Source organism: Jannaschia sp. W003 (genome assembly GCF_025144335.1).
Lineage (GTDB): Bacteria > Pseudomonadota > Alphaproteobacteria > Rhodobacterales > Rhodobacteraceae > Jannaschia.
This window is the reverse complement of the sequence record NZ_CP083539.1, coordinates 1,413,178-1,434,428: the sequence shown is the minus strand read 5'-3', so window position 1 is coordinate 1,434,428 and position 21,251 is coordinate 1,413,178. Positions and strand designations below refer to the sequence as shown.

The following is a 21,251-nucleotide window of genomic DNA, read 5'->3' as shown; positions in this document are numbered from 1 at the left end:
CCATGAAGAACCTGATCGTCGCCGCGGCCGCCCTGGCCGTCACCACCGGCGCCGCCCTAGCCGACGCCCACTCGGTGGTCCGCATGGGCACCGAGGGCGCCTACCCTCCGTACAACTTCCTCAATGACGCAGGCGAGGTCGACGGCTTCGAGCGCGAGGTCGGCGACGAGTTGTGCGCCCGCGCCGAACTGACCTGCGAGTGGGTCACCAACGAGTGGGACTCGATCATCCCGAACCTCACCTCGGGCAACTACGACACGATCATCGCCGGCATGTCGATCACCGACGAGCGCGACGAGGTGATCGACTTCACCCAGAACTACTTCCCGCCCGCCGCCTCGGCCTACGTCGCCATGGACGAGGGCGCGGACCTCTCGGGCGGCGTGGTCGCGGCGCAGACCAACACCATCCAGGCCGGCCACGTAGCCGAGTCGGGCGCCACCCTCCTGGAGTTCGCCACCTACGACGAGACGGTCGCGGCCGTGCGCAACGGAGAGGCCGATGCGGTGTTCGCCGACAAGGACGCGCTGGCGCCCACGGTCGAGGAGTCGGGCGGCGAGCTGATGTTCGTGGGCGACGACGTTCCCCTGGGCGGCGGCATCGGCCTCGGCCTGCGCGAGAGCGACTCGGAACTGCGCGAAAAGTTCGACGCCGCGATCCAGTCGATGAAGGACGACGGCACGCTCAACGAGCTGATCGTGAAGTGGTTCGGCGAGGACGCCAAGACCTTCGACTGAGCGCTTCGGCAAAAGGGGGCGGATCTACGGATCCGCCCCCGGCACTCGTGAACCAACGAACTCAAACAGTCGACGCGGTTCGACGTCGTGCAGAGGTAACGCGGCTCCCGGTGTCTGGATCCACTGCCCACCCCTACGTCACCGCGCTTTCGTGCGGCCCCGCCCGCCCGGGCGGACGACGGCGCGTGGGGGCCTGAGGCGTGTTCGCCGCCTGCGCCGACCCTTCCACCCTCGAGGGCCTCGGCTGGCTCGCCTGCTACCTCACGACCGGCAAGCACCTGAGCTTCTACGCCGCCTTCGGCACCGTGCTGGTGCTGCTGGCCGTGACCGCCCCCACGGCGCTGGCCTTCGGCATGGGGGGCGCCATGGCGGCGCGCTCGCCGCTCCCGCCCCTCGCGTGGCTGGGCCGGGGCTACATCGCCATCGTGCGCGGCGTGCCCGACATCGCCTTCTTCCTGTTCTTCGTGATCGCCCTCGACCAGGGCTTCGAGTGGCTGCGCCACCACGCCCTGTGCCCCGACTGGGACCAGCCCGTGCGCCAGGGCAACGACTTCATCGTCTGCGCCGCAGCCAAGCTTCCCCTGGGCAACGCGCCCCAGTGGGTCCACGAGGTCTACGGCTTCGCGCTCGCCGTCCTCACCTTCGCGATCGTGTTCGGCGCCTTTGCGGCCAACGTCCTCTTCGGCGCCATGCGCGCCGTGCCCCGCGCGCAGGTGGAGACCGCCGAGGCCTACGGCATGACGCCGCGCCAGGCCTTCCGCCGGGTGGTGGTGCCGCAGATGTGGATCTACGCGCTGCCGGGCCTCGGCAACCTGTGGATGATCCTCGTGAAGGCCACGCCGCTCCTGTTCCTGCTCGGCGTCGAGGATATCGTCTACTGGGCGCGCGAGCTGGGCGCCTCCAAGACCGCGCGCTTCTCGGACTACCCCCACGGCGACTGGACCATCTGGTACTTCCTGGCCCTGCTGGTCTTCTACCTCGCCTTCACGAAGCTGTCCGAGATCGTGCTCGCCCGCCTCACCCGCCGCCTCAGCCATGGGCAGGCCACGGCGGGCGGCGAGGCACTGCGCCGGGCCGCGCCCGCGGGGCCGGCGGCATGAGCTGCTGGGAGACGGTCCAGTCCTACGCCCTGCGCTCGCTGGGCTACGGCGAGCGCCTGCTGCCCCGCTCCGACTTCACCTTGTGCGAGCAGTTCGTGCTGATCGGCTCGGGCATGATCTGGAACGTCTACTTCGGCGCCCTTGCCCTGCTCGCGGGCTTCGCCCTTGCCACGCTGCTGGCCGTGGGCAAGGCCAGCCCGCACCCCTGGGCCCGCAAGCCCGCGGAGTGGTTCGTGTTCCTGTTCCGCGGCTCGCCGCTCTTCATCCAGTTCTTCTTCGCCTACTTCGCGTTCCTGGCCCTGAAGGGCCCGCTGCCGGTCTTCACGCCCTTCACCTCGGCCTGGGCCGGCGCGCTGGTCGTCCTGTTCTGCAACACCGCCGCCTACTCGGGCGAGATCTTCTTCGGCGCGCTCCAGTCGGTGCCGCGCGGCGACCTGGAGGCGGCCTCGGCCTACGGGCTCACGGGCTGGCGCCGGTTCCGCCGCATCACCTGGCCCACGATGCTGCGGCTGGCCTGGCCCGCCTACACCAACGAGGCGATCTTCCTGTTCCACGCCACCACGCTGGTGTTCTTCACCGGCTTCCCGGCGCGCCAGCAGCGGGGCGACGCGCTGTATTACGCCAGCTACTTCGCGGACAAGACGTTCAACCCCTTCGTCCCCTACCCCATCCTCGCAGGCTACTTCATCCTGCTCACCCTCGGGATCATCGCGCTCATGGGCACCATCAATCGCCGCCTCAACCGGCACCTGCCCGCCGAGCGCCGCGCGCCGATGCGCCTGCGCCCCGCCTTCCTGCGATGAGCTGGCTCGAGGCGAACCCCGCGATCCACTCCGTGCGCGCGGTCGCCTGCGACCTGAACGCCCAGGCCCGCGGCAAGCGCATCCCCCGCCGCTACGCCGGCAAGCTGGAGACCGAGGGCACGCGCATGCCCTTCTCGGTCCTGAACCTCGACATCTGGGGCGAGGACGTCGAGGACTCGCCGCTCGTGTTCGAGACCGGCGACCCCGACGGCGTGCTGCTGCCCACGGATCGGGGCTACGTGCCGATGCCTTGGCTGGAGACGCCAACCGCGCTCCTGCAGCACTGGATGTTCCATGACGACGGCCGCCCCTTCGCGGGCGACCCGCGCCACGCCTTGGCCTCGGTGCTGGAGCGCTACCGCGCGCGCGGCCTCACCCCCGTGGTGGCGACGGAGCTGGAGTTCTACCTGATCGACGACTCCACGCAGGTGCTGCGCCAGCCCCCCTCGCCCCGCTCCGGCAAGCGGCGGCTCGGGGCCGAGACGCTGGCCCTGCGCCAGCTCGACAGCTTCGACCGCTTCTTCACCGGCGTCTACGATGCCTGCGAAGCCATGGACATCCCGGCCGACACCGCGATCTCCGAGGCCGGGCTGGGGCAGTTCGAGATCAACATGATGCATCAGGCGGACGCCCTGAAGGCCGCGGACGACGCTTGGCTGTTCAAGCTGCTCCTGCACGGTCTGGCCCGCGCCCACCGCTTCGCCGCTTCGTTCATGGCCAAGCCCTACCCGGACTACGCGGGCAACGGCTTCCACGTGCACTTCTCGGTGCTGGACGCCGAGGGCCGCAACGTGTTCGACGACGGCGGCCCCCACGGCACCGATGCCTTGCGCCACGCGGTCGCCGGCTGCCTGGCCGCCGCTCCCGCCACCACCCTCTGCTTCGCGCCCCACGCCAACAGCTACGCGCGGCTGGTGCCCGAGGCCCACGCCCCCACCGGCCTCGCCTGGGCCTACGACAACCGCACCACCGCCGTGCGCATCCCCTCGGGCCCGCCGGCCGCGCGCCGCATCGAGCACCGCGTCGCGGGCGGCGACATCAACCCCTACCTCGCGCTCGCGGCGATCCTGGGCGCGGCCCTCCGTGGCATTGAGGACGCCGCAGAGCCGCCGCCGCCCGTGCGGGGCAACGCCTACGCCATGGACCTGCCGCAGATCCCCGCCACCTGGGAGGAGGCCATCGACCGCTTCGAGGCCGACCCCTGGACCGCGCGCATCCTGCCCGGCGCGCTGATCGACAACCTCGTGCGCACCAAGCGCCAGGAGCTGCGAGACATCGCGGAGCTGGACGCCGCCCAGCGCACCGAGCTGTATCTCGACGTGGTCTGACCCGCGCGGCCGTCAGCCGCCGCAGCGCTTGCCCAGCACCATCGCCCACCAGATCGTGCCCTCGCGGTCGCGCACCTTCGCCACGGCGCCGTGCTGCATGCCGTCCTCCAGGATGTTGCGGCGGTGGCCCGGCGAGGCGGTCCAGCCCGCGACCACGCGGTCCGCGGTGCGCTGTCCGTAGGCCACGTTCTCGTTGGCGTCGCAGGGCCTGTAGCCCGCGGCCCGCATCCGCGTCAGCATGTCCGATCCGCCCGCCCCGCGGTGGGACATCGTGCCCGTCCGCGCCATCCACCGCGCGTGGGACTCGGCGGCCGCCTGCAGCTTCCGGTTCGCCGCCACGGGGGGAAGGCCCGCGCGCCGCCGCCGGTCGTTGACCATCGCCAGCGCGCGCCGCTCGGCCTCGTCGGCCCGCGCCGGCGCGATCCGGACCGCCGAGACGTCGCCCTTGCCCACGGGCGGCACGGTGCGGACGCTGTAGGACACGCTGGCGCAGCCGCCCAGGACGGTCGCGGCCGCGAGGGCCGCGGCGATCACGGTGTTCATCGGGATGGTCCTGCCTGCTCGTGTTCTGCTCGGTGCTCTTGCGGCACGGCGGATCGTACGCACCGGAGCCGGGTCCGGAACCGCGGCGGCGGCCCCGCCCGGATCCCGGCGGTTTCCCGCTGCCTAGCCCGCATCGCCACAGGGCCGCGCCATCACCATCGCCCAGTAGAGCAGGCCGTTCGGCCCCTCCGCCACGCCCACCGCGGCCTCCGCGAGGTTGGCGTCGAGCACGTTGCGGCGGTGGCCGGGCGACCCCATCCAGTCCGCGACCACCTCGGGGGCCGAGAACTGCCCCGAGGCCACGTTCTCGGCGCCCCAGCAGGCGTCGTAGCCGGTGGCGAGGATGCGCTCGCGCATGCCGGTGCCGCCCGCGCCGCGGTGCTTCGTGACGTTGGCGCGTGCCATCCAGCGGGCGTGCCCCTCGGCCGCGCGCGCGAGCAGCGGGTCGTGGCGCAGCGCGGGCATGCCGTGGCGCTGCCTCGCCTCCGAGGCCAGCCGCAGCGCCTTCGCGGCGTCGGGACGGGCGGCGGGCGCCACGGGACCGCGCGAGGCGCTGGTCACGGTGGAGCCGTCCATCGTGACGACCAGGGGGGGGCGGCGCGCCGCAGGCCGACAGCGCGAGCGCGGCGGCGATGGCGAGGGGGGCGAAGGCGAGACGGGTCATGGCGGCTCCTGCACGGCTCGGGAACGGGATCGGTTCCTGGCTCGCCCGCATCCGGGGCCGCCTTGCGGCGGGAAGGTGCCGGGAATACGGTCCTCCGGTTCCATTCTCCGGAGGTTCCATGCGCATCGGCATCCTCGAGGCCGGCCACGCACCCGACGCCGTGCAGCCCCAGCACGGCGACTTCGCCCAGATGTTCGAGCGCCTGCTCGCCGGCCAAGGCTTCGCGTTCCAGCGCTACGACGTGGAGGGCATGGAGCTGCCCGCGGGCCCCACCGAATGCGACGGCTGGCTCATCACCGGTTCGAAGCACGGCGCCTACGAGGACCATCCCTTCATCCCGCCCCTGGAAGCGCTGATCCGGGGCGTGGTGGAGGCGGACGTGCCCGTGGTGGGCATCTGCTTCGGCCACCAGATCGTCGCCCAGGCCTTGGGCGGGCGGGTCGAGAAGGTCGCCCACGGCTGGGCCATCGGCAAGCAGACCTACGAGACCCGCGACGGCCCCCTGCGCCTCAACGCTTGGCACCAGGACCAGGTGGTGGAGCTGCCCGAGGGCGCCGAGGTGCTGGGCGGCAACGCCCACTGCCCCACCGCCTTCCTGGGCTACGGCCGTGCCGCCTGGACCACGCAGCCCCACCCCGAGTTCGGCGACGCCCTGATCGGCGCCTACGTGGACGCGCGCGCCGGCACCGGCACCTACCCCGACGAGCTGATGGACGCCGCCCGGCGCACCGCCGCCGCCGGCGAGGGCACCGACGCCCCCCGGGTGGCGCGCGCCATCGCCGCGTTCTTCCGCGACAGGTCGCTCCATGCCGCACTCTGACTGGCTGGAGCACGCCCCCCAGCACGCCCGCGACTACGTGGACGGGCGCCGCCTCGACGAGGTGGAGTGCGTGGTGGCCGACCTCTCGGGCATCGCCCGCGGCAAGGCCATGCCGGCCGCCAAGTTCGCCACGCAGCCCTACTTCTACCTGCCCAACTCGATCTTCCAGCAGACCATCACCGGGGACTGGGCCGACGACGGCGACGCCGCCTTCACCGAGCCCGACATGATCCTGCGCCCCGACTGGGCCGCCACCCGCGCCGCCCCCTGGACCGCCGACTGGACCGTGCAGGTCATCCACGACATGTTCGACCAGTCCGGCGAGCCCGTGCCCGCCGCCCCCCGCAACGTGCTCAAGCGCGTGGTCGGCCTCTACGAGGCGCGCGGCTGGAAGCCCGTGGTGGCGCCCGAGATGGAATTCTACCTCGTGGCCCGCAACATCGACCCTGCCAAGCCGGTCGAGCCGCCCATGGGCCGCTCGGGGCGGAGGGCCGCGGGGCGGCAGGCCTACTCGATGTCCGCGATCGACGAGTACGGCCGCGTGATCGACGACATCTACGACTTCGCCGAGGCCATGGGCCTGGAGATCGACGGCATCCTGCAGGAGGGCGGCTCGGGCCAGGTCGAGCTGAACCTGCGCCACGGCGACCCGGTGCGCCTAGCCGACGAGATCTTCTGCTACAAGCGCATGATCCGCGAGGCCGCGCTGCGCCACGACTGCTACGCGACCTTCATGGCCAAGCCGATCCAGGACGAGCCGGGCTCGGCCATGCACATCCACCACTCGGTCGTCGACATCGCCACGGGCCGCAACATCTTCGTGGACGAGAAGGGCCTCGAGACCGAGCGCTTCCTCCACTTCATCGGCGGCATGCAGCGGCACCTTCCGGAGGTGATCGCCCTCCTCGCCCCTTACGTGAACAGCTACCGCCGCTACGTCCCGGACTTCGCGGCGCCCATCAACCTCGAATGGGGCCGCGACAACCGAACCACCGGCCTGCGCGTGCCGGTGTCCGAGCCCTTCGCGCGCCGCGTCGAGAACCGCATCGCCGGCATGGACTGCAACCCCTACCTCGGCATCGCCGCCTCGCTCGCCTGCGGCTACCTCGGCCTCGTGAACCGCATCGACCCCGCGCCCCAGTTCACGGGCGACGCCTACGAGAGCCAGGAGGGCATCCCCCGCGACCTGTCCGAGGCACTCGACCGCTTCGAGGCCGCGAGCGAGATCCACGAGGTGCTACACCCCCGCTTCGCCTCGATCTACGCCGCCGTGAAGCGGCTGGAATACGGGGCCTTCCTGCAGGTCATCTCGCCCTGGGAGCGCGAGCACCTGCTCCTGAACGTATGAGCTGGCTGCACGCGAACGGCGAGCGGGGCGAGTACCCCGCCAGCTTCTACGCGTCGCGCGCCCGCCCCCTCGCCCGCCTCGCGCCCCTGCGCGAGGACACGGAGGCGGACCTCTGCGTGGTGGGCGCGGGGCTGACCGGCCTCTCGGCGGCGCTCCACGCGGCGCAGGCGGGACGCCGCGTCGTGGTGCTCGAGGCGCACCGCGTCGGCTGGGGCGCCTCGGGGCGCAACGGCGGACAGATCGGCTGGGGCCTCAACTGGGACCAGCCCCGGCTCGAGCGGCGGCTGGGGCACGCCGCCGCCCGCCGGGTCTGGGATCTCTGCGCCGAGGCCGGCGACCTCACCCGCGCGCTGATCGCCGCCCACGCCCCCGAGGCCGGCTACACCCCCGGCCTCGTCCACGCCGACCTCACCGCCGCCGAGTTCGCCGAGGCCGGCGACATGGCCGCCTACCTGCGCGACCACTACGGCGCCGTGAACGCCGTCCTGGACCGGGGCGCCCTCGCCGACCTGATCGGCTCGGAGGCCTACGCGGGCGGCGTGCTCCACGAGGACGGGGGCTTCTGCAACCCGCTCGCCTACGTGCTCGGCCTCGCGCGGGCCTGCGTGGCGGCGGGCGTCACGATCCACGAAGGCTCCGAGGTCCACGCCGTCGGCCCCCACCGCGTGCGCACCGGCGCGGCCACGGTGCGCGCGGGCGCGGTGCTCCACGCCACCAACGGCTACAGCGCCCACGCCGTGGGCCGCCTCGCCCGGCGCGCGCTGCCCATCAACAACTACATCGCCGCCACCGAGCCGCTCGGGGATGCGGCCCCCATGCGCCGCCCCCTCGCCGTGGCCGACGGGCGCTTCGTGGTGAACTATTTCCACCAGACCGTCGACGGCACGCTCGTCTACGGCGGCGGCGAGAGCTACGGCCGCCGCTTCCCGCGCGACATCGAGGGGCGCGTGCGCTCGAACCTCGCGCGGGTCTATCCCAGCTTGCGGGACGCGCCCCTGCCCTTCCACTGGGGCGGCACCCTCGCGGTCACCGCGACGCGCCTGCCCTACCTCGCCGAGATCTCGCCCGGCCTCTTCGCGGCGGGCGGCTACTCGGGCCACGGGCTGGCCCTGTCGGCCCTCTTCGGCAAGCTCGTCGCCGAGGCGCTGGAGGGCGAACGCGAGCGTTTCCGCGCCATGGCCGCCCTGCCCGTGCCCGCCCTGCCCGGCGGGCGCTGGATCGGCGGGCTCGCCGCCACCGCGGGGCTGGCCGCCGCGGCCCTGGGCGACCGCATCCGCCAGCGCTAGGGCCGCGCGTCCGCTCCAAATCGCGGAAACATCGTCGCGACTCCGGCGCATCCGCCGCGCCCCGGCCACCGTCGCGCACCGCACCGCGACGCCCCCCGCCCCGACACCGTGCCCGAAGCCACGGCACGGGAGCGCGGGCGATGCGGTTCACCCTTCACGGCACCAGCGGCACCGGCGCCGCCCGCGACGCCACCGCGCCCGACCTCTGGGTCGAGACCGCGGGCGGGGCCGCGACGGTCAAGCTCCAGTCCCTCTCCGGCGCCACCGTGCAGAGCCACCGCCTTCGGGACGGCGACCTCTCGCTGCAGGGCACCGCCGCGGCACCCGGCGCTACGGTGGACGTCGCCGTCGCGGGCCGCACCTTCTCCCTGCGCGCCGACATGCTGGCGCGGATCGACGACGGCCACGGCGCCCGCATCCTGGGGGGCGGGGGCGGCTTCACCGGCGACGCGCTCCTGCTCGCAGCCGCCACCCACCGCGGCGCCCCCGCGCTCCTGGCCGCGGTGCCCGGCGAGGGCGGCTTCTACACCCTCGCCGCCGACGGCGCAGGCGGCTGGCAGCAGGCCTACTTCCGCCGCGACGGCACCGACACCTACGCCGCGCTGCCCACCGCCATGGCGGGCTACACCGCCGGCGGCCGCGACTTCGTGGTGACGGCGGACGGCGCCGAGCACGGCGTCACCGTCTGGGAGTTGGACGCCGCCGGGCGCCTCCATGCCAGGGACAGCCTCGGCGCCAACGAAGCCTTCGGCATCAACGCCCCCTCCGTGCTGCGCGTCTTGGAGCTGGAGGGCCGCACCGTCGCCCTCGTGGGCGCCGCGGGCACCGGCAGCCTCTCGGTGCTGGAGCTGGATGCCGCCGGCACGATCCACGTGCTCGACCACGTGCTCGACGACCGCACCACCCGCTTCGCCACCGCCTCCGTACTGGAGACCACCGAGGCGGGCGGCATCCACTACGTGGTTGCGGGCGGCGGCGACGACGGCCTGACGGCCTTCGCGCTCCTGCCCACGGGACGGCTGGTCGCGCTCTCGACGGTCGCCGACAGCGCGGGCGCCGCGCTTGCTAACCCGAACGCCCTCGCCCTCCACGTGGCGGGCGGACGGCTCCACGTCTTCGCCACCTCCGAGACCGAGGGCGGCGTCACCCACCTCTCGCTCGACGTCTCCGGCACCCGCGTCGTCGCGGGCGGCGACCGCGCCGAGTCCCTCGCGGGCGGCGCGGGCGACGACGTGCTATGGGACGGCGCCGGCGCCGACACCCTTCGCGGAGGTGCGGGCGCCGACCGCTTCGTGATGGATGCCGACGGCGCCGCCGACACGGTCGCCGACTTCGAAGTCGGCGTGGACCGCATCGACCTTTCGGCCTGGGACGGCCTCTACGCGGTCTCGCAGCTCCGCATCGAGACCACCGAAGGCGGCGCCGTCCTGCGCCACGGCGCCGAGACCCTGCGCCTCGTGACCCGGAACGGCGCCCCCATCGCCCGCGACGACTTCGACGCGGTCGACATGCTCGGCCTCGCCCGCGACCTGCAGGTCCTGCCCGACCCCCGCGACGCGATCCGCGGCAACCGCGTCCACGGCAGCGGCGAGCGCGACAGCCTCACCGGCACCGACGACGCCGACACCATGCGCGGCTACGGCGGCGACGACTGGATCGAGAGCGGCGCGGGCGACGACACCGTCTCGGGCGCGGACGGCCGCGACGTGATCCAGCTCGGCACCGGCGACGACGTGGCCCGGGGCGGCCTCGGCGACGACGTGATCCTCGGCGGCGAGGGCCGCGACAGCATCCTCGCCGACGAGGGCAACGACACGCTCGGCGGCGATGGCGGCGCCGACACGCTGGCGGGCGGGCTCGGCAACGACCGGATCGTGGGCGGCAGCGGCGGCGACCGGGCGTCGGGCGGCGACGGCGACGACTGGATCGAGGGCGGCACGGGGCGCGACACGCTCGACGGCGACGCCGGCAACGACACCCTGCGCGCGGGCACCGGCGGCGGCCTCGCGCGCGGCGGCGAGGGCGACGACTCCCTCGTCGGCTCCGCCGATTCCGAGACCCTGGACGGCGGCCCCGGCGCCGACGTGCTGCGCGGCGACGGCGGCACCGACCACCTGCACGGCGGCTCGGGCCACGACCGGCTCCACGGCGGCTCGGGCCGCGACCGCGCTTGGGGCGGCGCGGGCGATGATCGCATCGACACCGGCGGGGGCGCCGACACGATCCACGGCGAGGCCGGCGACGACCGCATCCTCGCCGGCGAGGGCAGCAACCACGTCTGGGGCGAGGCCGGCGACGACCGCATCGCGCTGGGCCGCGGCACCGACCGCGCCAGCGGCGGCGACGGGCGCGACACGATCGAGGCCGCGGGCGGCTCGAACCGCCTTCTCGGGGGGCGCCACGACGACCGCATCACCGCCGGATCGGGGCGCGACTCGATCCGCGGCGAGCACGGCGACGACAGCCTCATCGCGGGCGGCGGGCGCGACCGGGTCTGGGGCGACGACGGCGACGACTCCCTGCTCGGCGCCAGCGGCGACGACGCGCTCTGGGGCGGCGGCGGCGACGACCGGATCTGGGGCGGCTCGGGCGCCGACTCGGTCTGGGGCAACGCCGGGCGCGACCGCATCCAGGGCGGCAGCGGCAACGACCGCCTCCTCGGCGGCGACGACCGCGACACGCTGCGCGGCGAGGACGGTCACGACAGCATCGACGGCGGCGGCGGCGCCGACCGGGTCGAGGGCGGCGCGGGCCGCGACACGCTCGTGGGCGGCGCCGGTGACGACACGCTCGAGGCCGGCTCGGGCGGCGGACGGATCTACGGCGGCGACGGCGCCGACCGCCTCGGCGGCGGCGCGTCCGCCGACTGGCTCGACGGCGGCGCGGGCGCGGACCACTTCCTCGGCCGCGGCGGCCACGACAAGCTGTACGGGCGCGCCGGCGACGACCGCCTCTTCGGCCAGGCGGGCAACGACTCGCTCTACGGCGGCGAGGGCGCGGACACCGTGAAGGCCGGCCCGGGCAACGACTGGCTGCTGGGCCACGGCGGCGACGACGTGCTGCGCGGGCACAACGGCCACGACCGCATCCACGGCAACGCCGGGGCCGACCTGCTGGTGGGCGAGAACGGCAACGACACCATCGGCGGCGGGGCGGGCGATGACGACCTGCGCGGCGTGGCGGGCAACGACGTGCTGCGCGGCGGCGCGGGCGATGACACGCTCTACGCGGGCCGGGGCCGCGACACGATGTTCGGCGAGGGCGGGCGCGACATCATGCGCGGCCACGTCGACGTCGACCGCATGTTCGGCGGCAACCATGACGACCGCATGTTCGGCTACGGCGGCGACGACCAGATGCGCGGCGAGCACGGCGCGGACCGCCTGTTCGGCGGCAGCGGCCGGGACCGGCTCTGGGGCGGCGCGGGCGAGGACAGCCTCTACGGCGGCCCGGGGGACGACACGATCCACGGCGGCGGCGGGCGCGACACGATGCGCGGCGACGGCGGCGCGGACCGCTTCGTGTTCGACGCCCGCGGCTTCGGGCGCGACGTGATCCAGAACTACGACACCCGCGCCGACGAGATCCACATCGCCCGCGCCCTCGCCGGAGGCGCCGCGGGCGGAGCCCAGCTCGTCGACCGCTTCGCCGCCCTCGAGGGCGGCCGCGTGGTGATCGACCTCGGCGCGGCGGGCGAGATCGTGCTCGCGGGGATCACGACGACGGCGGGGCTGGCGGACGACATCGTGCTGATCTGAGGGGGCCTATCCCCGCGTGCAGTCGCGGCAGCGCGGGATGGCGGTGTCGGCCTCCAGCCGCGCGGGCTCGATGGTCTCGCCGCATTCGGTGCAGGAGCCGTACTCCCCCGCCTCCAGCCGTTTGAGCGCGGCGAGGAGGCGCGCCCGCTCGGCGCTCGGCCGTCTCTCTTGCGCCTGCGCCATGGCCTGGTTCTGAAGCGCATCCATCCGGGAGAGCCACCCGACGGCCTGCTGATCGAGCGCAAGGGCATGCGCGTGTCAGCCGAGGCCGCGTCCTCGGCGGCGCGGGGGTTATGGGTGAAGGATAGCTTGGCGAGAGAAGCATAGGCGGAGTTCCGTAGAATTATGCAATAACGCTCACACATCACCATCACAGTTTAGATTATTGAGAAGAGTCAATTACCGAATGACTAAACCAAGGGCGAGTCTTGGGCAGCATTGCGAATAGCGAATTTATCTCCTTACGAACAGTGTTCCCTCTAACTCTGCAAGCACCAATGCTGGGACTCTTTTAAAGTACTCGCTGCACAAACTTTCCGCTATCATTGCAATTCCTGCATGCGCGGAAATGCGTTCCATCCAAAAGTCAGCATAGTAGCGACACAGATTGCTAAGTATGAAGAGAGCGGCGAGAAAAGCGCCAAATTCGTTGATTGACGTCTTAACTCCGCAGATCCTCACCTCCCCGGAAGTTAGCGAAGTGACCATTGGCAAACTTAGATTCACTTTTTGGCCGCGATAGATGTTCGCCGTCAAAGCAAAGCCGCTCTGAAACTCCTCGATCTCTATGCCCGGAACTAGCGCAGGAGATACCAATATGTTTTCAGATACACCGCTTATTATCTCTTCGGGACCCGGATGAACAAGCACAGAAATTGAATGGCATTCGCCACTCTTCGTCGAAGAAATTATCCCCCGTGCGTAACTCGAGTATGCTCCATAACGCGCCAGTTCTTCTGATAGGCTTGGAATGAGCTTTATGCACTCGAGCAAGGAAACACCACCTTCGTCGAGCAATTCGAATCGTTCGTCACCGCCTATCATTAAAGGAATAGGCCCTGAGGTTTTACCGTCCTGATCGCTATGGACGCCGATGACTGGATGTTCACGAGCAGTTCGATGCCAAAGCTCAAACGTTCCTCTTCTCTTACCTGATGACACCATCGGCTTAGCCTTGCAGGCGCTCATTTGTTGCAAAGTTGTTGCATCTCGAGAGACATTAGATGGCGCACCAAAGCTTAAACCGTGATGTGAATGCTCAGCTCTCGCTAACGTGAGGCTCGAGTCGCCGCTCTGCTTCATCAACAACTCTGCAAGCGCAAAGTTCATTGCCGAATAATACAACAAAACCGGCTTTGTTGCCAGTGTTGCAACTTTGGAATTCTCCATATACTCCAAGCCCAAGGCTAGGCAGAATCCGATTTGCTTGGCTTGCTTTCTAGCATTTCGGTGATGGCGCACCGGTACATTTTGCCGGTCTATTAAGCGCTTCGATGCGTATTCCAAATTGAGGAACTGTTTCAGGCCGCGGATGCAGAATGCGTCGAAGTTATCTGGCGCGATGGAGCTAGCTCGTTTCACTATCACCCCAACAACCCCCGAAACTCCCGCCACTCCCCCTTGCTCATCCCGCTTGTCTCCTGCGTCACCTCCTCGCCCCGCGCCATCCGCCGCACGCACTCCACCCCCTTCGCCGAGAGCTGCGCGCCCCCGACCCGGTAGTCCTCGAAGGCCCGCCAGGCCATCGGGACCCAGTCGCGCACCGACTCCGCGATGGCGTCCGCATAGACGCGGATCTCCCACTGGGCGTGGGCATCCGAACGTAGGCGGAGGAAGTGGAGGAGGTTGTGGAGGTCCACCTTCCAGTACCACTGGGTGTAGACGTTCGCCGGCAGGTTCATGCGCGCCAGCTCCCGCGCCAGGCCCTGCTGGCCGTCCTGGGAGATCATCGCCTCGTAGTGGTCGTAGGCCCGGTCCGCGTCCTCGCGCAGCCAGCGCAGCACGCGCTCGGCCTCCTCGCCCTCCAAGGCGGCCCCCCGCCCCTGGTTGTTCTGCGTCGCCTGCGCCGCGAGGTGCCGCGCCTCGGGCACGTAGAACTCGCGGTCCAGGATGGAGTAGCGCGCGGAGTACTCGTTCACGTTGGCGGTCCGGTGCCGGATCCACTGGCGGGCCACGAACACGGGCAGCTTCACGTGGAGCTTCACCTCGCACATCTCGAACGGCGTCGAGTGCCAGTGGCGCATGAGGTAGCGGATCAACCCCTCGTCGTTCGACACCGCCTTGGTGCCGCGCCCGTAGGAGACGCGCGCCGCCTGGCAGATGGCCTCGTCGTCGCCCATGTAGTCGACCACGCGCACGAAGCCGTGGTCGAGGACCGGTTTGGCAACGTAGAGGTGCCGCTCCATGCCCTCGGACACGGCGCGCAGCGTGGGGCGCGGGGTGCTGCGGGTCTCGTCGATCTCGGCTTGCTGCTCGGGGGTGAGGGGCATCGGGGCTCTCGCATGGCTCGGGTCGCCGGGAACCGTAGTCTCCCCCGCCCGTCCCGCAACCGCGGGTGCCGCCCGCCCCCGGTTGCCTGTGGCCCCCGCGCCGCTAGGGTCGCGGCGGGCCACACACAGGGGAGCCACCCATGGGCATCGAATACCTCCACACCATGCTGCGCGTGAAGGACCTGGACGCCACGATCCGCTTCTTCGAGCTGCTCGGCCTGCGCGAGCGCCGCCGCATCGACAACGAGGGCGGGCGCTTCACGCTGGTGTTCCTCTGCCCGCCCGACCAGGACGACGGCCATGCGGACGTGGAGCTGACCTACAACTGGGACGGCGACGACGCCCTGCCCTCCGACTCGCGCCACTTCGGCCACCTCGCCTACCGCGTGGACGACATCTACGAGACCTGCGCCGCGCTCCAGGATGCGGGCGTCGTCATCAACCGCCCCCCGCGCGACGGGCACATGGCCTTCGTGCGCTCGCCCGACAACGCCTCGGTGGAGCTGCTCCAGCGCGGCGACGCCAAGGCGCCCGCCGAGCCCTGGGCCTCGATGGAGAACACCGGCCACTGGTAGCGGCGGCCCCGCGGATCGGCAGGAGCGCCTTCGCGGAAACGCGTCGTTTCCATCGGCTTGGACGGGGTCTGCCCCGATTTCGCCACGAAGCGGTGCGATCTCCGCCAGATCATCGATACCAGGAGGTTCCGATGCCGATTCCCTTCCTGCGCTGCGAGAGCGGCGCCGTCTCGATCGACTGGGTGGTCCTGTCCGCGGCCGTGGCCGGCCTCGGCATCGCCGTGGTCACCGTGGTCAGCGTCGGCGCCGAGACCCGCTCCAACGCCTTCGTCACCCAGACCGAGGTCTGGCGGAAGGGCGAGCACGCCAAGGAGGCCTACGCGGCCCACCAGCAGGACGGTTTCATGGCGATGTACGAGGTCGCCGCCACCCTGGAGGACGTCGACCTCGCCACCGTGAACGGCTACGCGAACAGCTACCGCGGCACCGAGGACTACGAGGCCTGGGACGAGGCCACCCGCAACATGTTCGACGACTTCGACGCCTCGATCGCGGCCCACTACGCCGAGATGCGCGCCGTGCGCTCCTCGGAGACCACCTACGAGCAGGAGCGGTTCGACCGCCTTTACCGCGACGAGTACCACCCCATCGCGCAGTCCTACCAGGGGGACGGCCAGACCTACGCCTACTAGGCCCCGCCGCGGGCGCATCGCCCCCTGATCGAAACGCGCGCCCCTCCGGGCGCGCGTTCGCGTTCGCGGGGGGCCGCTACCGGCGCCGCGCGGCGCCCGCCACCGGCAGCACCGCCGCCGCCACCCGCCGCCCTTCGCCCAAGAGCACGTTGTAGGTGCGGCAGGCGGGCGGCGTGGCCATCACCTCCAGCCCGATCCCCGCCTCCTCGACCGCAACGCGCAGCGAGGCGGGCGGATGGGCGATGGCGCCGCCCATGCCCAGGAGGATCACGTCCACCGCCCCCGCGAGCGCGAGGAGCGGCCCCGCATCCGCCAGCCCCTCCCACCGCTCCAGCCCGCCGGGGTGGAGGATCAGCGCGCCCTCGTGGCGCGCCCCGCCGATGCGGAAGAACCCGTCGCCGTAGCCGTCGAAGGGGCGCCCGCCGCCGTAGTCCACGTCCCTGAGGTCCATGCCGGTCTCCCTCCCGCCTGTGCGCCCCCGACCTAGGGCGGGCCCCGCGCGGCGCCAACCCCGCACCGTGGCGGAACCGGGGCACGCGCCCCGCCCCCGCCCCGTTTCGCGGCCCCGATTCCGCCCCCGATCAGGGCGATCGTCCGCGCCCGGGCGACGGTGCGTGGCACGCCGACCCACCGTCCCACCCGAGAGGGGCAATCGGCGCCGCGACGGTCATATTTTCCGCCCCATTCGGAGCGCATTTCGGCCCCGAACACGACACGAACCCCACGGAGGCCACCATGCGGATGACACACTTCCTCCAGGACCAGACCGGCACCGTCACCGTGGACTGGTCGTTCCTCACCGCCGCCGCCGGGGTCATGGCGCTCACGGCCGCGGGGCTGCTGACCGTGGCGACGAACGGGTTCACCGAGTACAACGTCCGCGAGCTCGCGCTGCGCGAGGCGGGCGGCCTGGCCGACCGGGCGCTGGGCTACCTGCCCGCCGACGCGGATCTGTTCGACACCTACGTCGAGGGGCTGGACGCGCTGGACGTGGCCGAGCTCGACGCGCTGGCGGGCTATGCCAACCGCCTCTGGGCCGCGGGCGTGCCCGACATGGACGACGAGGGCGCTGCCACGCTCGCCGAGTTCGTGGCCGCGGTGGACGCCGCCTACGCCGCCCGCGGCCTCGTGCGGCCCACGCACACCCGCATCGACACCGCGCGGATCGGGCACGCGCTGGGCTCCATGGGTCTGAGCCACCGCGAGATCGCGGCGCTCATGCCCGCCTGACCCGCGCGAGCGACCGGCGCAGGCTCAGCCCGCCCGGCGGCGGCGCAGCAGCGCGAGGCCGCCGAACCCGGCGAGCAGCAGCGGCAGGGTGGCCGGCAGCGGGACGGGGGCCGTGGGGCCGAAGCGCACGGTGATCGTGTCGTTCGGCAGCGAGAACACGTAGCTTCCGGGGGTGACCCCGAGCGCGGCGAAGGTCTGGTTCGCGAACGTCAGCGTGCCGGCCAGCGCTTGGCCACTGGCGTAGCCGGTGGGAACGCCCACCTCGTTTCCGGAATTGGCCCCTAGGACCGCGAACGCGTCGCCCGTTCCGGAGGTCGCGAGGGTCAGCCCGTCGGTCCCGAAGTTCGCAGGGGCGGCGTCGAACTCGTAGGTATCGAACGAGCCGGTGGAATCGGATTGTATCGCCGCGGCGTCGCTGGCCGAGAACAGGTCGAAGGGCAGGCCGCCCGCGCCCGCGGAGCCCGCACCGCTCAGGTCGAGCGACCCGGCGAAGATGCCGACGACGTCGCCCCCCGTCTCCTGGAAGTCCCACAACACGGCGGCGTTCGCGGCGCCCGCGCTCAGCGCGGCACCCAGCAGGCCGGCGGCAATCGTCTTCAGCATAGGTCCATCCCCACCCCTCGCGTCCGGCGCCGGGATCGGCGGCCGGTCGTTCCTTGTAACCGGGGGGAACCGTGGCGTCGACGGATCAGGGCGGAAATGCGGCCGTTTCGCGGGCTTTCGGTGCCGGCCCGTCGAGACGCGTTTCCGCCCGCGATACGGATCGGCGATCGACGGGGCTTCGGCTCCGTCGCGGAGACGGCCGATCGGCGCGCGGGGTCACGAGGGCGCGCGGACGGGGGGAATCACCCCCGCCCCGACGACCGGTCCCCCTGCCCCCCCCCTCAGGCGCCGGGCCCGGCGAACTGCGTCCCGGCGTCCGAGGGCGCCTTGGGGTCGCGCTCCACGCCCAGCATCAGCACCACGTTCTTGGCCACGTAGACCGACGAGTAGGTGCCCACCACGATGCCCCAGGTGATCGCGAACACGAAGCCCCGGATCACGTCGCCGCCGAGCACCAGGAGCGCGATCAGCGCCAGCAGCGTAGTGCCCGAGGTCATCAGCGTCCGGCTCAGGGTCTCGTTCACGGAGCGGTTCATGACCTCGATCAGCGGTGTCTTCTTGTACTTCACGAGGTTCTCGCGAAGGCGGTCGAAGATCACCACGGTATCGTTGATCGAGTAGCCGATGATGGTCAGGATCGCCGCGATGGTGGCCAGGTCGAAGCGGATCTGGAACAGCGCGAAGACCCCGATCGTCAGCACCACGTCGTGGACGAGGGCGGCGATGGCGCCCACCGAGAACTGCCACTCGAAGCGCAGCCAGATGTAGACTAGGATCGCCGCCAGCGAGGCCAGCACCGCGATCACCGCGGTCTGGATCAGCTCGCCCGACACCTTCGGCCCGACCGACTCCACGGACGGGAACGTCACCGACGGGTCCACCGAGGCCAGCGCCGCCTCGACCTGCGCGATGGTCTCGGCGGTCACGGCCTCGGCCCCGTCCTGCGCCTGGATGCGGATCTGCGCCACGTTGCGCCCCGCCTCGAAGGTCGGGTCGAACACCTCCGTGATCGACACGTCGCCGAGGCCGAGGGGCGCGATGGCGTCGCGGTAGGCGCCCACGTCCACGGCGGCCGTCGACTCGGTGCGGATCGTGGTGCCGCCCAGGAAGTCGATGCCGAAGTTCAGGCCCATGACGGCCCACACCACCAGCGCCAGCACCATCGCCACCACCGAGGCCCCGAAGGTCCAGTGGCGCCAGCGCATGAAGTCCCAATTCGTCTCGTCGGGAACCAGCTTCAGGCGCATCTCAGACCTCGATCGTCTTGGGGCGGCGGCGCTCGAACCACAGCACGATGAACAGGCGCGTCACGAAGATCGCCGTGAACACGGACGTCAGGATCCCGATGCCCAGGGTCACCGCGAAGCCGCGCACCGGCCCCGAGCCCAGGGTGAACAGGATCGCGGCGATGATGAACGTGGTGATGTTGGCGTCCACGATCGCCGACAGCGCGCGCTCGTAGCCCAGCTCGATGGCGCGCGCCGGGCCACGCGCGGTGCGCAGCTCCTCGCGGATGCGCTCGAACACCAGCACGTTGGCGTCGACCGCCATGCCGATGGTCAGCACGATGCCCGCGATGCCCGGCAGCGTCAGCGTGCCGCCGATGGTCGAGAGGACCGCGAAGATCAGCGCGATGTTGATGCCCAGCGCCGCCATCGCGAACACCCCGAACAGCCCGTAGGCCGCCACCATGAACACGACGACCGCCGCCAGCGCCACCAGCGAGGCCACCTTGCCCGCGTCGATGGAGTCCTGCCCCAGCTCGGGGCCCACGGTGCGCTCCTCCAGGAAGGTCATCTCGGCGGGCAGCGCGCCGGCGCGCAGGAGGATCGCCAGCCGGTTCGCCTCCTCCACGTCGAAGTTGCCGGTGATCTGCCCCGAGCCGCCGGTGATCGCCTCGCGGATCGTGGGCGCGGTCACCACCTCCTCGTCCAGCACGATCGCGAAGGGCGCGCCCACGTTGGCGCCGGTGAACTGCCCGAAGGCGCGCGCGCCCGAGGGGTTGAAGCGGAAGGTCACGCTCGGCAGGCCGTTCTGGTCGAAGGCCGGCTGGCTGTCGGTCAGGTCGTCGCCGGATACGACGGGCGCGCGCTCCAGCACGTAGAACACGCCCTCCTCGTCGAGCGAGGGCCGGAGCAGCTCGTCCGCGTCCACCCGCGTCTCGGGGTCGGCGGTGCGGCCCGAGACAGCGTGGAAGGTCAGCTTCGCGGTGGTGCCGATCAGCGCCTTCAGCTCCGAGGCCGAGCCGATGCCCGGCACCTGGATCAGGATGCGGTCGGCGCCCTGGCGCTGGATCGTCGGCTCGCGGGTGCCGGCCTCGTCGACGCGGCGGCGGATGATCTCCAGGGACTGCTGCATGGTGCGGTCGTCGGTGGCGCGGCGCTCGGCCTCGCCCAGGGTCACCGACACCACGTCGCCCGCGCCGGTGACGGCCAGGTCGCTCTCGCCCACGCCGGTAACGGAGACCACCGGCGAGGCCAGCGCGCGCACCGCGTCCACGGCGGCCTGCAGGCCTTCGGGCTGCGAGATGCGCACCCGCAGCTCGCCCGGGGGCGCGTCCTGGCGGCGGATCGTGCCGACCTCGCCGCGCACGTCGCGCAGCGCGTCGCGCACCTCGGGCCACAGGCCCTCGACGCGCGCGGCATAGACGTCCTCGAGCTGCACCTCGGCGAGCAGGTGCGCGCCGCCCCGCAGGTCCAGCCCGAGGTTCACCAGCCCCGAGGGCAGGAACCCGGGCCAGCGCGCGAGCGCGGCCTCGATCTCGGGCGTGGACACCGCCCCCGCCTCCACGGCGGCGGCGGCGTCGTTGTACGGCTCGACGCGGCTGTAGAACAGGTTCGGCAGGGCCCACAGGAGGCCGAGCAGGCAGACCCCGAGGATCAGGACCCGCTTCCAGGCGTCGATCTGGATCATGTCAGGCGGCCGGTTCGGTCTTGGACACCACCTGCGCGATGGTGGAGCGCACGACGCGCACCTTCACGTTCTCGGCCAGCTCCACCTCGACCTCGTTGTCGTCGCGCACCTTCACGACCTTGCCGATCAGCCCGCCCTGGGTGACGATCTGGTCGCCCCGGCGCAGGGCGTCGACCATGGCGCGGTGCTCCTTCACCTTCTTCTGCTGGGGACGGATCAGCAGGAAGTACATGATCGCGAAGATCAGGATCAGCGGGATGAAGCTGCCGAGGGTGGAGGCGGCGCCACCGGCGGTCTGCGCGTAGGCGGGGGATGCGAACATGTCGGGCCTTGCTGTTGGGGCGGGGCGGGCGCCCCGCGCGGCCGCGGGGGGCCGGTCGGAAAATCGGCGGCAACCTATGCGCGCCCCCCGGGCGGCGCAA

The 21,251-nt window shown here is 71.7% G+C and carries 21 protein-coding genes; 11 read left to right on the top strand and 10 right to left on the bottom strand.

The window, feature by feature from the left end; genetic code table 11:
* Window positions 1-2: 2 nt before the first annotated feature.
* The 4 genes from K3554_RS06990 (at window position 3) to K3554_RS06975 (ending at window position 3,968) form a co-directional block, all read left to right on the top strand.
* Window positions 3-737: a transporter substrate-binding domain-containing protein gene (locus K3554_RS06990; RefSeq protein ID WP_259945319.1), complete on the top strand. Its 735-nt coding sequence runs from the start codon at window positions 3-5 to the stop codon at window positions 735-737.
* A gap of 200 nt (window positions 738-937) precedes the next feature.
* On the top strand, window positions 938-1,837 hold the full coding sequence (locus K3554_RS06985; protein WP_259945316.1) for an ABC transporter permease: 900 nt from the start codon (window positions 938-940) through the stop codon (window positions 1,835-1,837).
* Complete coding sequence (locus K3554_RS06980; protein ID WP_259945315.1) at window positions 1,834-2,640, top strand: ABC transporter permease subunit; 807 nt, start codon at window positions 1,834-1,836, stop codon at window positions 2,638-2,640. Before K3554_RS06985 ends, K3554_RS06980 begins: the two co-directional genes overlap by 4 nt.
* On the top strand, window positions 2,637-3,968 hold the full coding sequence (locus K3554_RS06975; RefSeq protein WP_259945313.1) for a glutamine synthetase family protein: 1,332 nt from the start codon (window positions 2,637-2,639) through the stop codon (window positions 3,966-3,968). The genes K3554_RS06980 and K3554_RS06975 overlap by 4 nt, the downstream gene beginning before the upstream one ends.
* Before the next feature lie 12 nt (window positions 3,969-3,980).
* Here the strand turns inward: K3554_RS06975 and K3554_RS06970 are convergent, their stop codons facing one another.
* Together K3554_RS06970 and K3554_RS06965 are read right to left on the bottom strand one after the other, a co-directional pair.
* Window positions 3,981-4,511: a CAP domain-containing protein gene (locus K3554_RS06970; protein WP_259945310.1), complete on the bottom strand. Its 531-nt coding sequence runs from the start codon at window positions 4,509-4,511 to the stop codon at window positions 3,981-3,983.
* Window positions 4,512-4,634: 123 nt separating this feature from the next.
* Window positions 4,635-5,087, bottom strand: a complete 453-nt coding sequence (locus K3554_RS06965; protein WP_259945308.1) for a CAP domain-containing protein — start codon at window positions 5,085-5,087, stop codon at window positions 4,635-4,637.
* Window positions 5,088-5,293: 206 nt separating this feature from the next.
* Here K3554_RS06965 and K3554_RS06960 point away from each other — a divergent pair, with 206 nt between their 5' ends.
* From K3554_RS06960 to K3554_RS06945, 4 genes are all read left to right on the top strand, one after another.
* A complete protein-coding gene (locus K3554_RS06960) occupies window positions 5,294-5,995 on the top strand; it encodes a type 1 glutamine amidotransferase (protein WP_259945306.1) in 702 nt (233 codons plus the stop codon).
* Entirely contained in the window at window positions 5,982-7,343 is a 1,362-nt protein-coding gene (locus K3554_RS06955; RefSeq protein WP_259945305.1) for a glutamine synthetase family protein, read from the top strand. The genes K3554_RS06960 and K3554_RS06955 overlap by 14 nt, the downstream gene beginning before the upstream one ends.
* The gene (locus K3554_RS06950; protein ID WP_259945303.1) at window positions 7,340-8,629 is read left to right on the top strand and encodes an FAD-binding oxidoreductase; all 1,290 of its coding nucleotides are present in this window, start codon (window positions 7,340-7,342) and stop codon (window positions 8,627-8,629) included. Before K3554_RS06955 ends, K3554_RS06950 begins: the two co-directional genes overlap by 4 nt.
* Window positions 8,630-8,769: 140 nt before the next feature.
* Window positions 8,770-12,387: a calcium-binding protein gene (locus tag K3554_RS06945; RefSeq protein ID WP_259945301.1), complete on the top strand. Its 3,618-nt coding sequence runs from the start codon at window positions 8,770-8,772 to the stop codon at window positions 12,385-12,387.
* 6 nt (window positions 12,388-12,393) lie between these two features.
* On the opposite strand, the gene K3554_RS06940 is transcribed toward K3554_RS06945, so the two are convergent.
* The 3 genes from K3554_RS06940 to thyX form a co-directional block, all read right to left on the bottom strand.
* Window positions 12,394-12,594 (bottom strand): TraR/DksA C4-type zinc finger protein, encoded by a 201-nt coding sequence (locus K3554_RS06940; protein ID WP_259945299.1) that lies wholly within the window; start codon window positions 12,592-12,594, stop codon window positions 12,394-12,396.
* A gap of 246 nt (window positions 12,595-12,840) precedes the next feature.
* On the bottom strand, window positions 12,841-14,067 hold the full coding sequence (locus K3554_RS06935; protein ID WP_259945296.1) for a YaaC family protein: 1,227 nt from the start codon (window positions 14,065-14,067) through the stop codon (window positions 12,841-12,843).
* Window positions 13,971-14,876: an FAD-dependent thymidylate synthase gene (gene thyX / locus K3554_RS06930; protein ID WP_259945293.1), complete on the bottom strand. Its 906-nt coding sequence runs from the start codon at window positions 14,874-14,876 to the stop codon at window positions 13,971-13,973. The genes K3554_RS06935 and thyX overlap by 97 nt, the downstream gene beginning before the upstream one ends.
* 140 nt (window positions 14,877-15,016) lie before the next feature.
* Here thyX and K3554_RS06925 point away from each other — a divergent pair, with 140 nt between their 5' ends.
* Together K3554_RS06925 and K3554_RS06920 are read left to right on the top strand one after the other, a co-directional pair.
* Window positions 15,017-15,451: a VOC family protein gene (locus tag K3554_RS06925; protein ID WP_259945291.1), complete on the top strand. Its 435-nt coding sequence runs from the start codon at window positions 15,017-15,019 to the stop codon at window positions 15,449-15,451.
* Between the two features lie 131 nt (window positions 15,452-15,582).
* Complete coding sequence (locus tag K3554_RS06920) at window positions 15,583-16,083, top strand: hypothetical protein (protein ID WP_259946006.1); 501 nt, start codon at window positions 15,583-15,585, stop codon at window positions 16,081-16,083.
* 76 nt (window positions 16,084-16,159) lie between these two features.
* Here K3554_RS06920 and K3554_RS06915 read toward each other — a convergent pair whose 3' ends face one another.
* Window positions 16,160-16,534, bottom strand: coding sequence for an Mth938-like domain-containing protein (locus K3554_RS06915; RefSeq protein ID WP_259945288.1), 375 nt, complete (start codon window positions 16,532-16,534; stop codon window positions 16,160-16,162).
* Between the two features lie 284 nt (window positions 16,535-16,818).
* Here K3554_RS06915 and K3554_RS06910 point away from each other — a divergent pair, with 284 nt between their 5' ends.
* Window positions 16,819-17,313, top strand: a complete 495-nt coding sequence (locus tag K3554_RS06910) for a hypothetical protein (RefSeq protein ID WP_259945286.1) — start codon at window positions 16,819-16,821, stop codon at window positions 17,311-17,313.
* A gap of 24 nt (window positions 17,314-17,337) precedes the next feature.
* Here K3554_RS06910 and K3554_RS06905 read toward each other — a convergent pair whose 3' ends face one another.
* The 4 genes from K3554_RS06905 to yajC all read right to left on the bottom strand — a co-directional run bounded on the left by K3554_RS06905 (window position 17,338) and on the right by yajC (window position 21,151).
* Window positions 17,338-17,916 (bottom strand): VPLPA-CTERM sorting domain-containing protein, encoded by a 579-nt coding sequence (locus K3554_RS06905; RefSeq protein ID WP_259945284.1) that lies wholly within the window; start codon window positions 17,914-17,916, stop codon window positions 17,338-17,340.
* 281 nt (window positions 17,917-18,197) lie between these two features.
* Entirely contained in the window at window positions 18,198-19,163 is a 966-nt protein-coding gene (gene secF, locus K3554_RS06900; protein ID WP_259945282.1) for a protein translocase subunit SecF, read from the bottom strand.
* Window position 19,164: 1 nt separating this feature from the next.
* Window positions 19,165-20,829 carry a protein translocase subunit SecD gene (secD, locus tag K3554_RS06895; protein WP_259945280.1) on the bottom strand — a complete coding sequence of 555 codons (1,665 nt, stop codon included), beginning with the start codon at window positions 20,827-20,829 and terminating at the stop codon, window positions 19,165-19,167.
* Window position 20,830: 1 nt separating this feature from the next.
* Complete coding sequence (gene yajC / locus K3554_RS06890; RefSeq protein ID WP_259945278.1) at window positions 20,831-21,151, bottom strand: preprotein translocase subunit YajC; 321 nt, start codon at window positions 21,149-21,151, stop codon at window positions 20,831-20,833.
* Window positions 21,152-21,251 lie beyond the last annotated feature (100 nt).

Bases quoted from the DNA above. Each gene is read 5' to 3' on its own strand.
- K3554_RS06965 (WP_259945308.1), bottom strand. From the start codon at position 5,087: ATGGACGGCTCCACCGTGACCAGCGCCTCGCGCGGTCCCGTGGCGCCC.
- secF (WP_259945282.1), bottom strand. From the start codon at position 19,163: ATGCGCCTGAAGCTGGTTCCCGACGAGACGAATTGGGACTTCATGCGC.
- thyX (WP_259945293.1), bottom strand. From the start codon at position 14,876: ATGCCCCTCACCCCCGAGCAGCAAGCCGAGATCGACGAGACCCGCAGC.
- K3554_RS06925 (WP_259945291.1), top strand. From the start codon at position 15,017: ATGGGCATCGAATACCTCCACACCATGCTGCGCGTGAAGGACCTGGAC.
- yajC (WP_259945278.1), bottom strand. From the start codon at position 21,151: ATGTTCGCATCCCCCGCCTACGCGCAGACCGCCGGTGGCGCCGCCTCC.
- K3554_RS06905 (WP_259945284.1), bottom strand. From the start codon at position 17,916: ATGCTGAAGACGATTGCCGCCGGCCTGCTGGGTGCCGCGCTGAGCGCG.
- K3554_RS06915 (WP_259945288.1), bottom strand. From the start codon at position 16,534: ATGGACCTCAGGGACGTGGACTACGGCGGCGGGCGCCCCTTCGACGGC.
- K3554_RS06945 (WP_259945301.1), top strand. From the start codon at position 8,770: ATGCGGTTCACCCTTCACGGCACCAGCGGCACCGGCGCCGCCCGCGAC.
- K3554_RS06910 (WP_259945286.1), top strand. From the start codon at position 16,819: ATGCGGATGACACACTTCCTCCAGGACCAGACCGGCACCGTCACCGTG.
- K3554_RS06960 (WP_259945306.1), top strand. From the start codon at position 5,294: ATGCGCATCGGCATCCTCGAGGCCGGCCACGCACCCGACGCCGTGCAG.
- K3554_RS06950 (WP_259945303.1), top strand. From the start codon at position 7,340: ATGAGCTGGCTGCACGCGAACGGCGAGCGGGGCGAGTACCCCGCCAGC.
- K3554_RS06955 (WP_259945305.1), top strand. From the start codon at position 5,982: ATGCCGCACTCTGACTGGCTGGAGCACGCCCCCCAGCACGCCCGCGAC.
- K3554_RS06975 (WP_259945313.1), top strand. From the start codon at position 2,637: ATGAGCTGGCTCGAGGCGAACCCCGCGATCCACTCCGTGCGCGCGGTC.
- K3554_RS06920 (WP_259946006.1), top strand. From the start codon at position 15,583: ATGCCGATTCCCTTCCTGCGCTGCGAGAGCGGCGCCGTCTCGATCGAC.
- secD (WP_259945280.1), bottom strand. From the start codon at position 20,829: ATGATCCAGATCGACGCCTGGAAGCGGGTCCTGATCCTCGGGGTCTGC.
- K3554_RS06990 (WP_259945319.1), top strand. From the start codon at position 3: ATGAAGAACCTGATCGTCGCCGCGGCCGCCCTGGCCGTCACCACCGGC.
- K3554_RS06980 (WP_259945315.1), top strand. From the start codon at position 1,834: ATGAGCTGCTGGGAGACGGTCCAGTCCTACGCCCTGCGCTCGCTGGGC.
- K3554_RS06970 (WP_259945310.1), bottom strand. From the start codon at position 4,511: ATGAACACCGTGATCGCCGCGGCCCTCGCGGCCGCGACCGTCCTGGGC.
- K3554_RS06940 (WP_259945299.1), bottom strand. From the start codon at position 12,594: ATGGATGCGCTTCAGAACCAGGCCATGGCGCAGGCGCAAGAGAGACGG.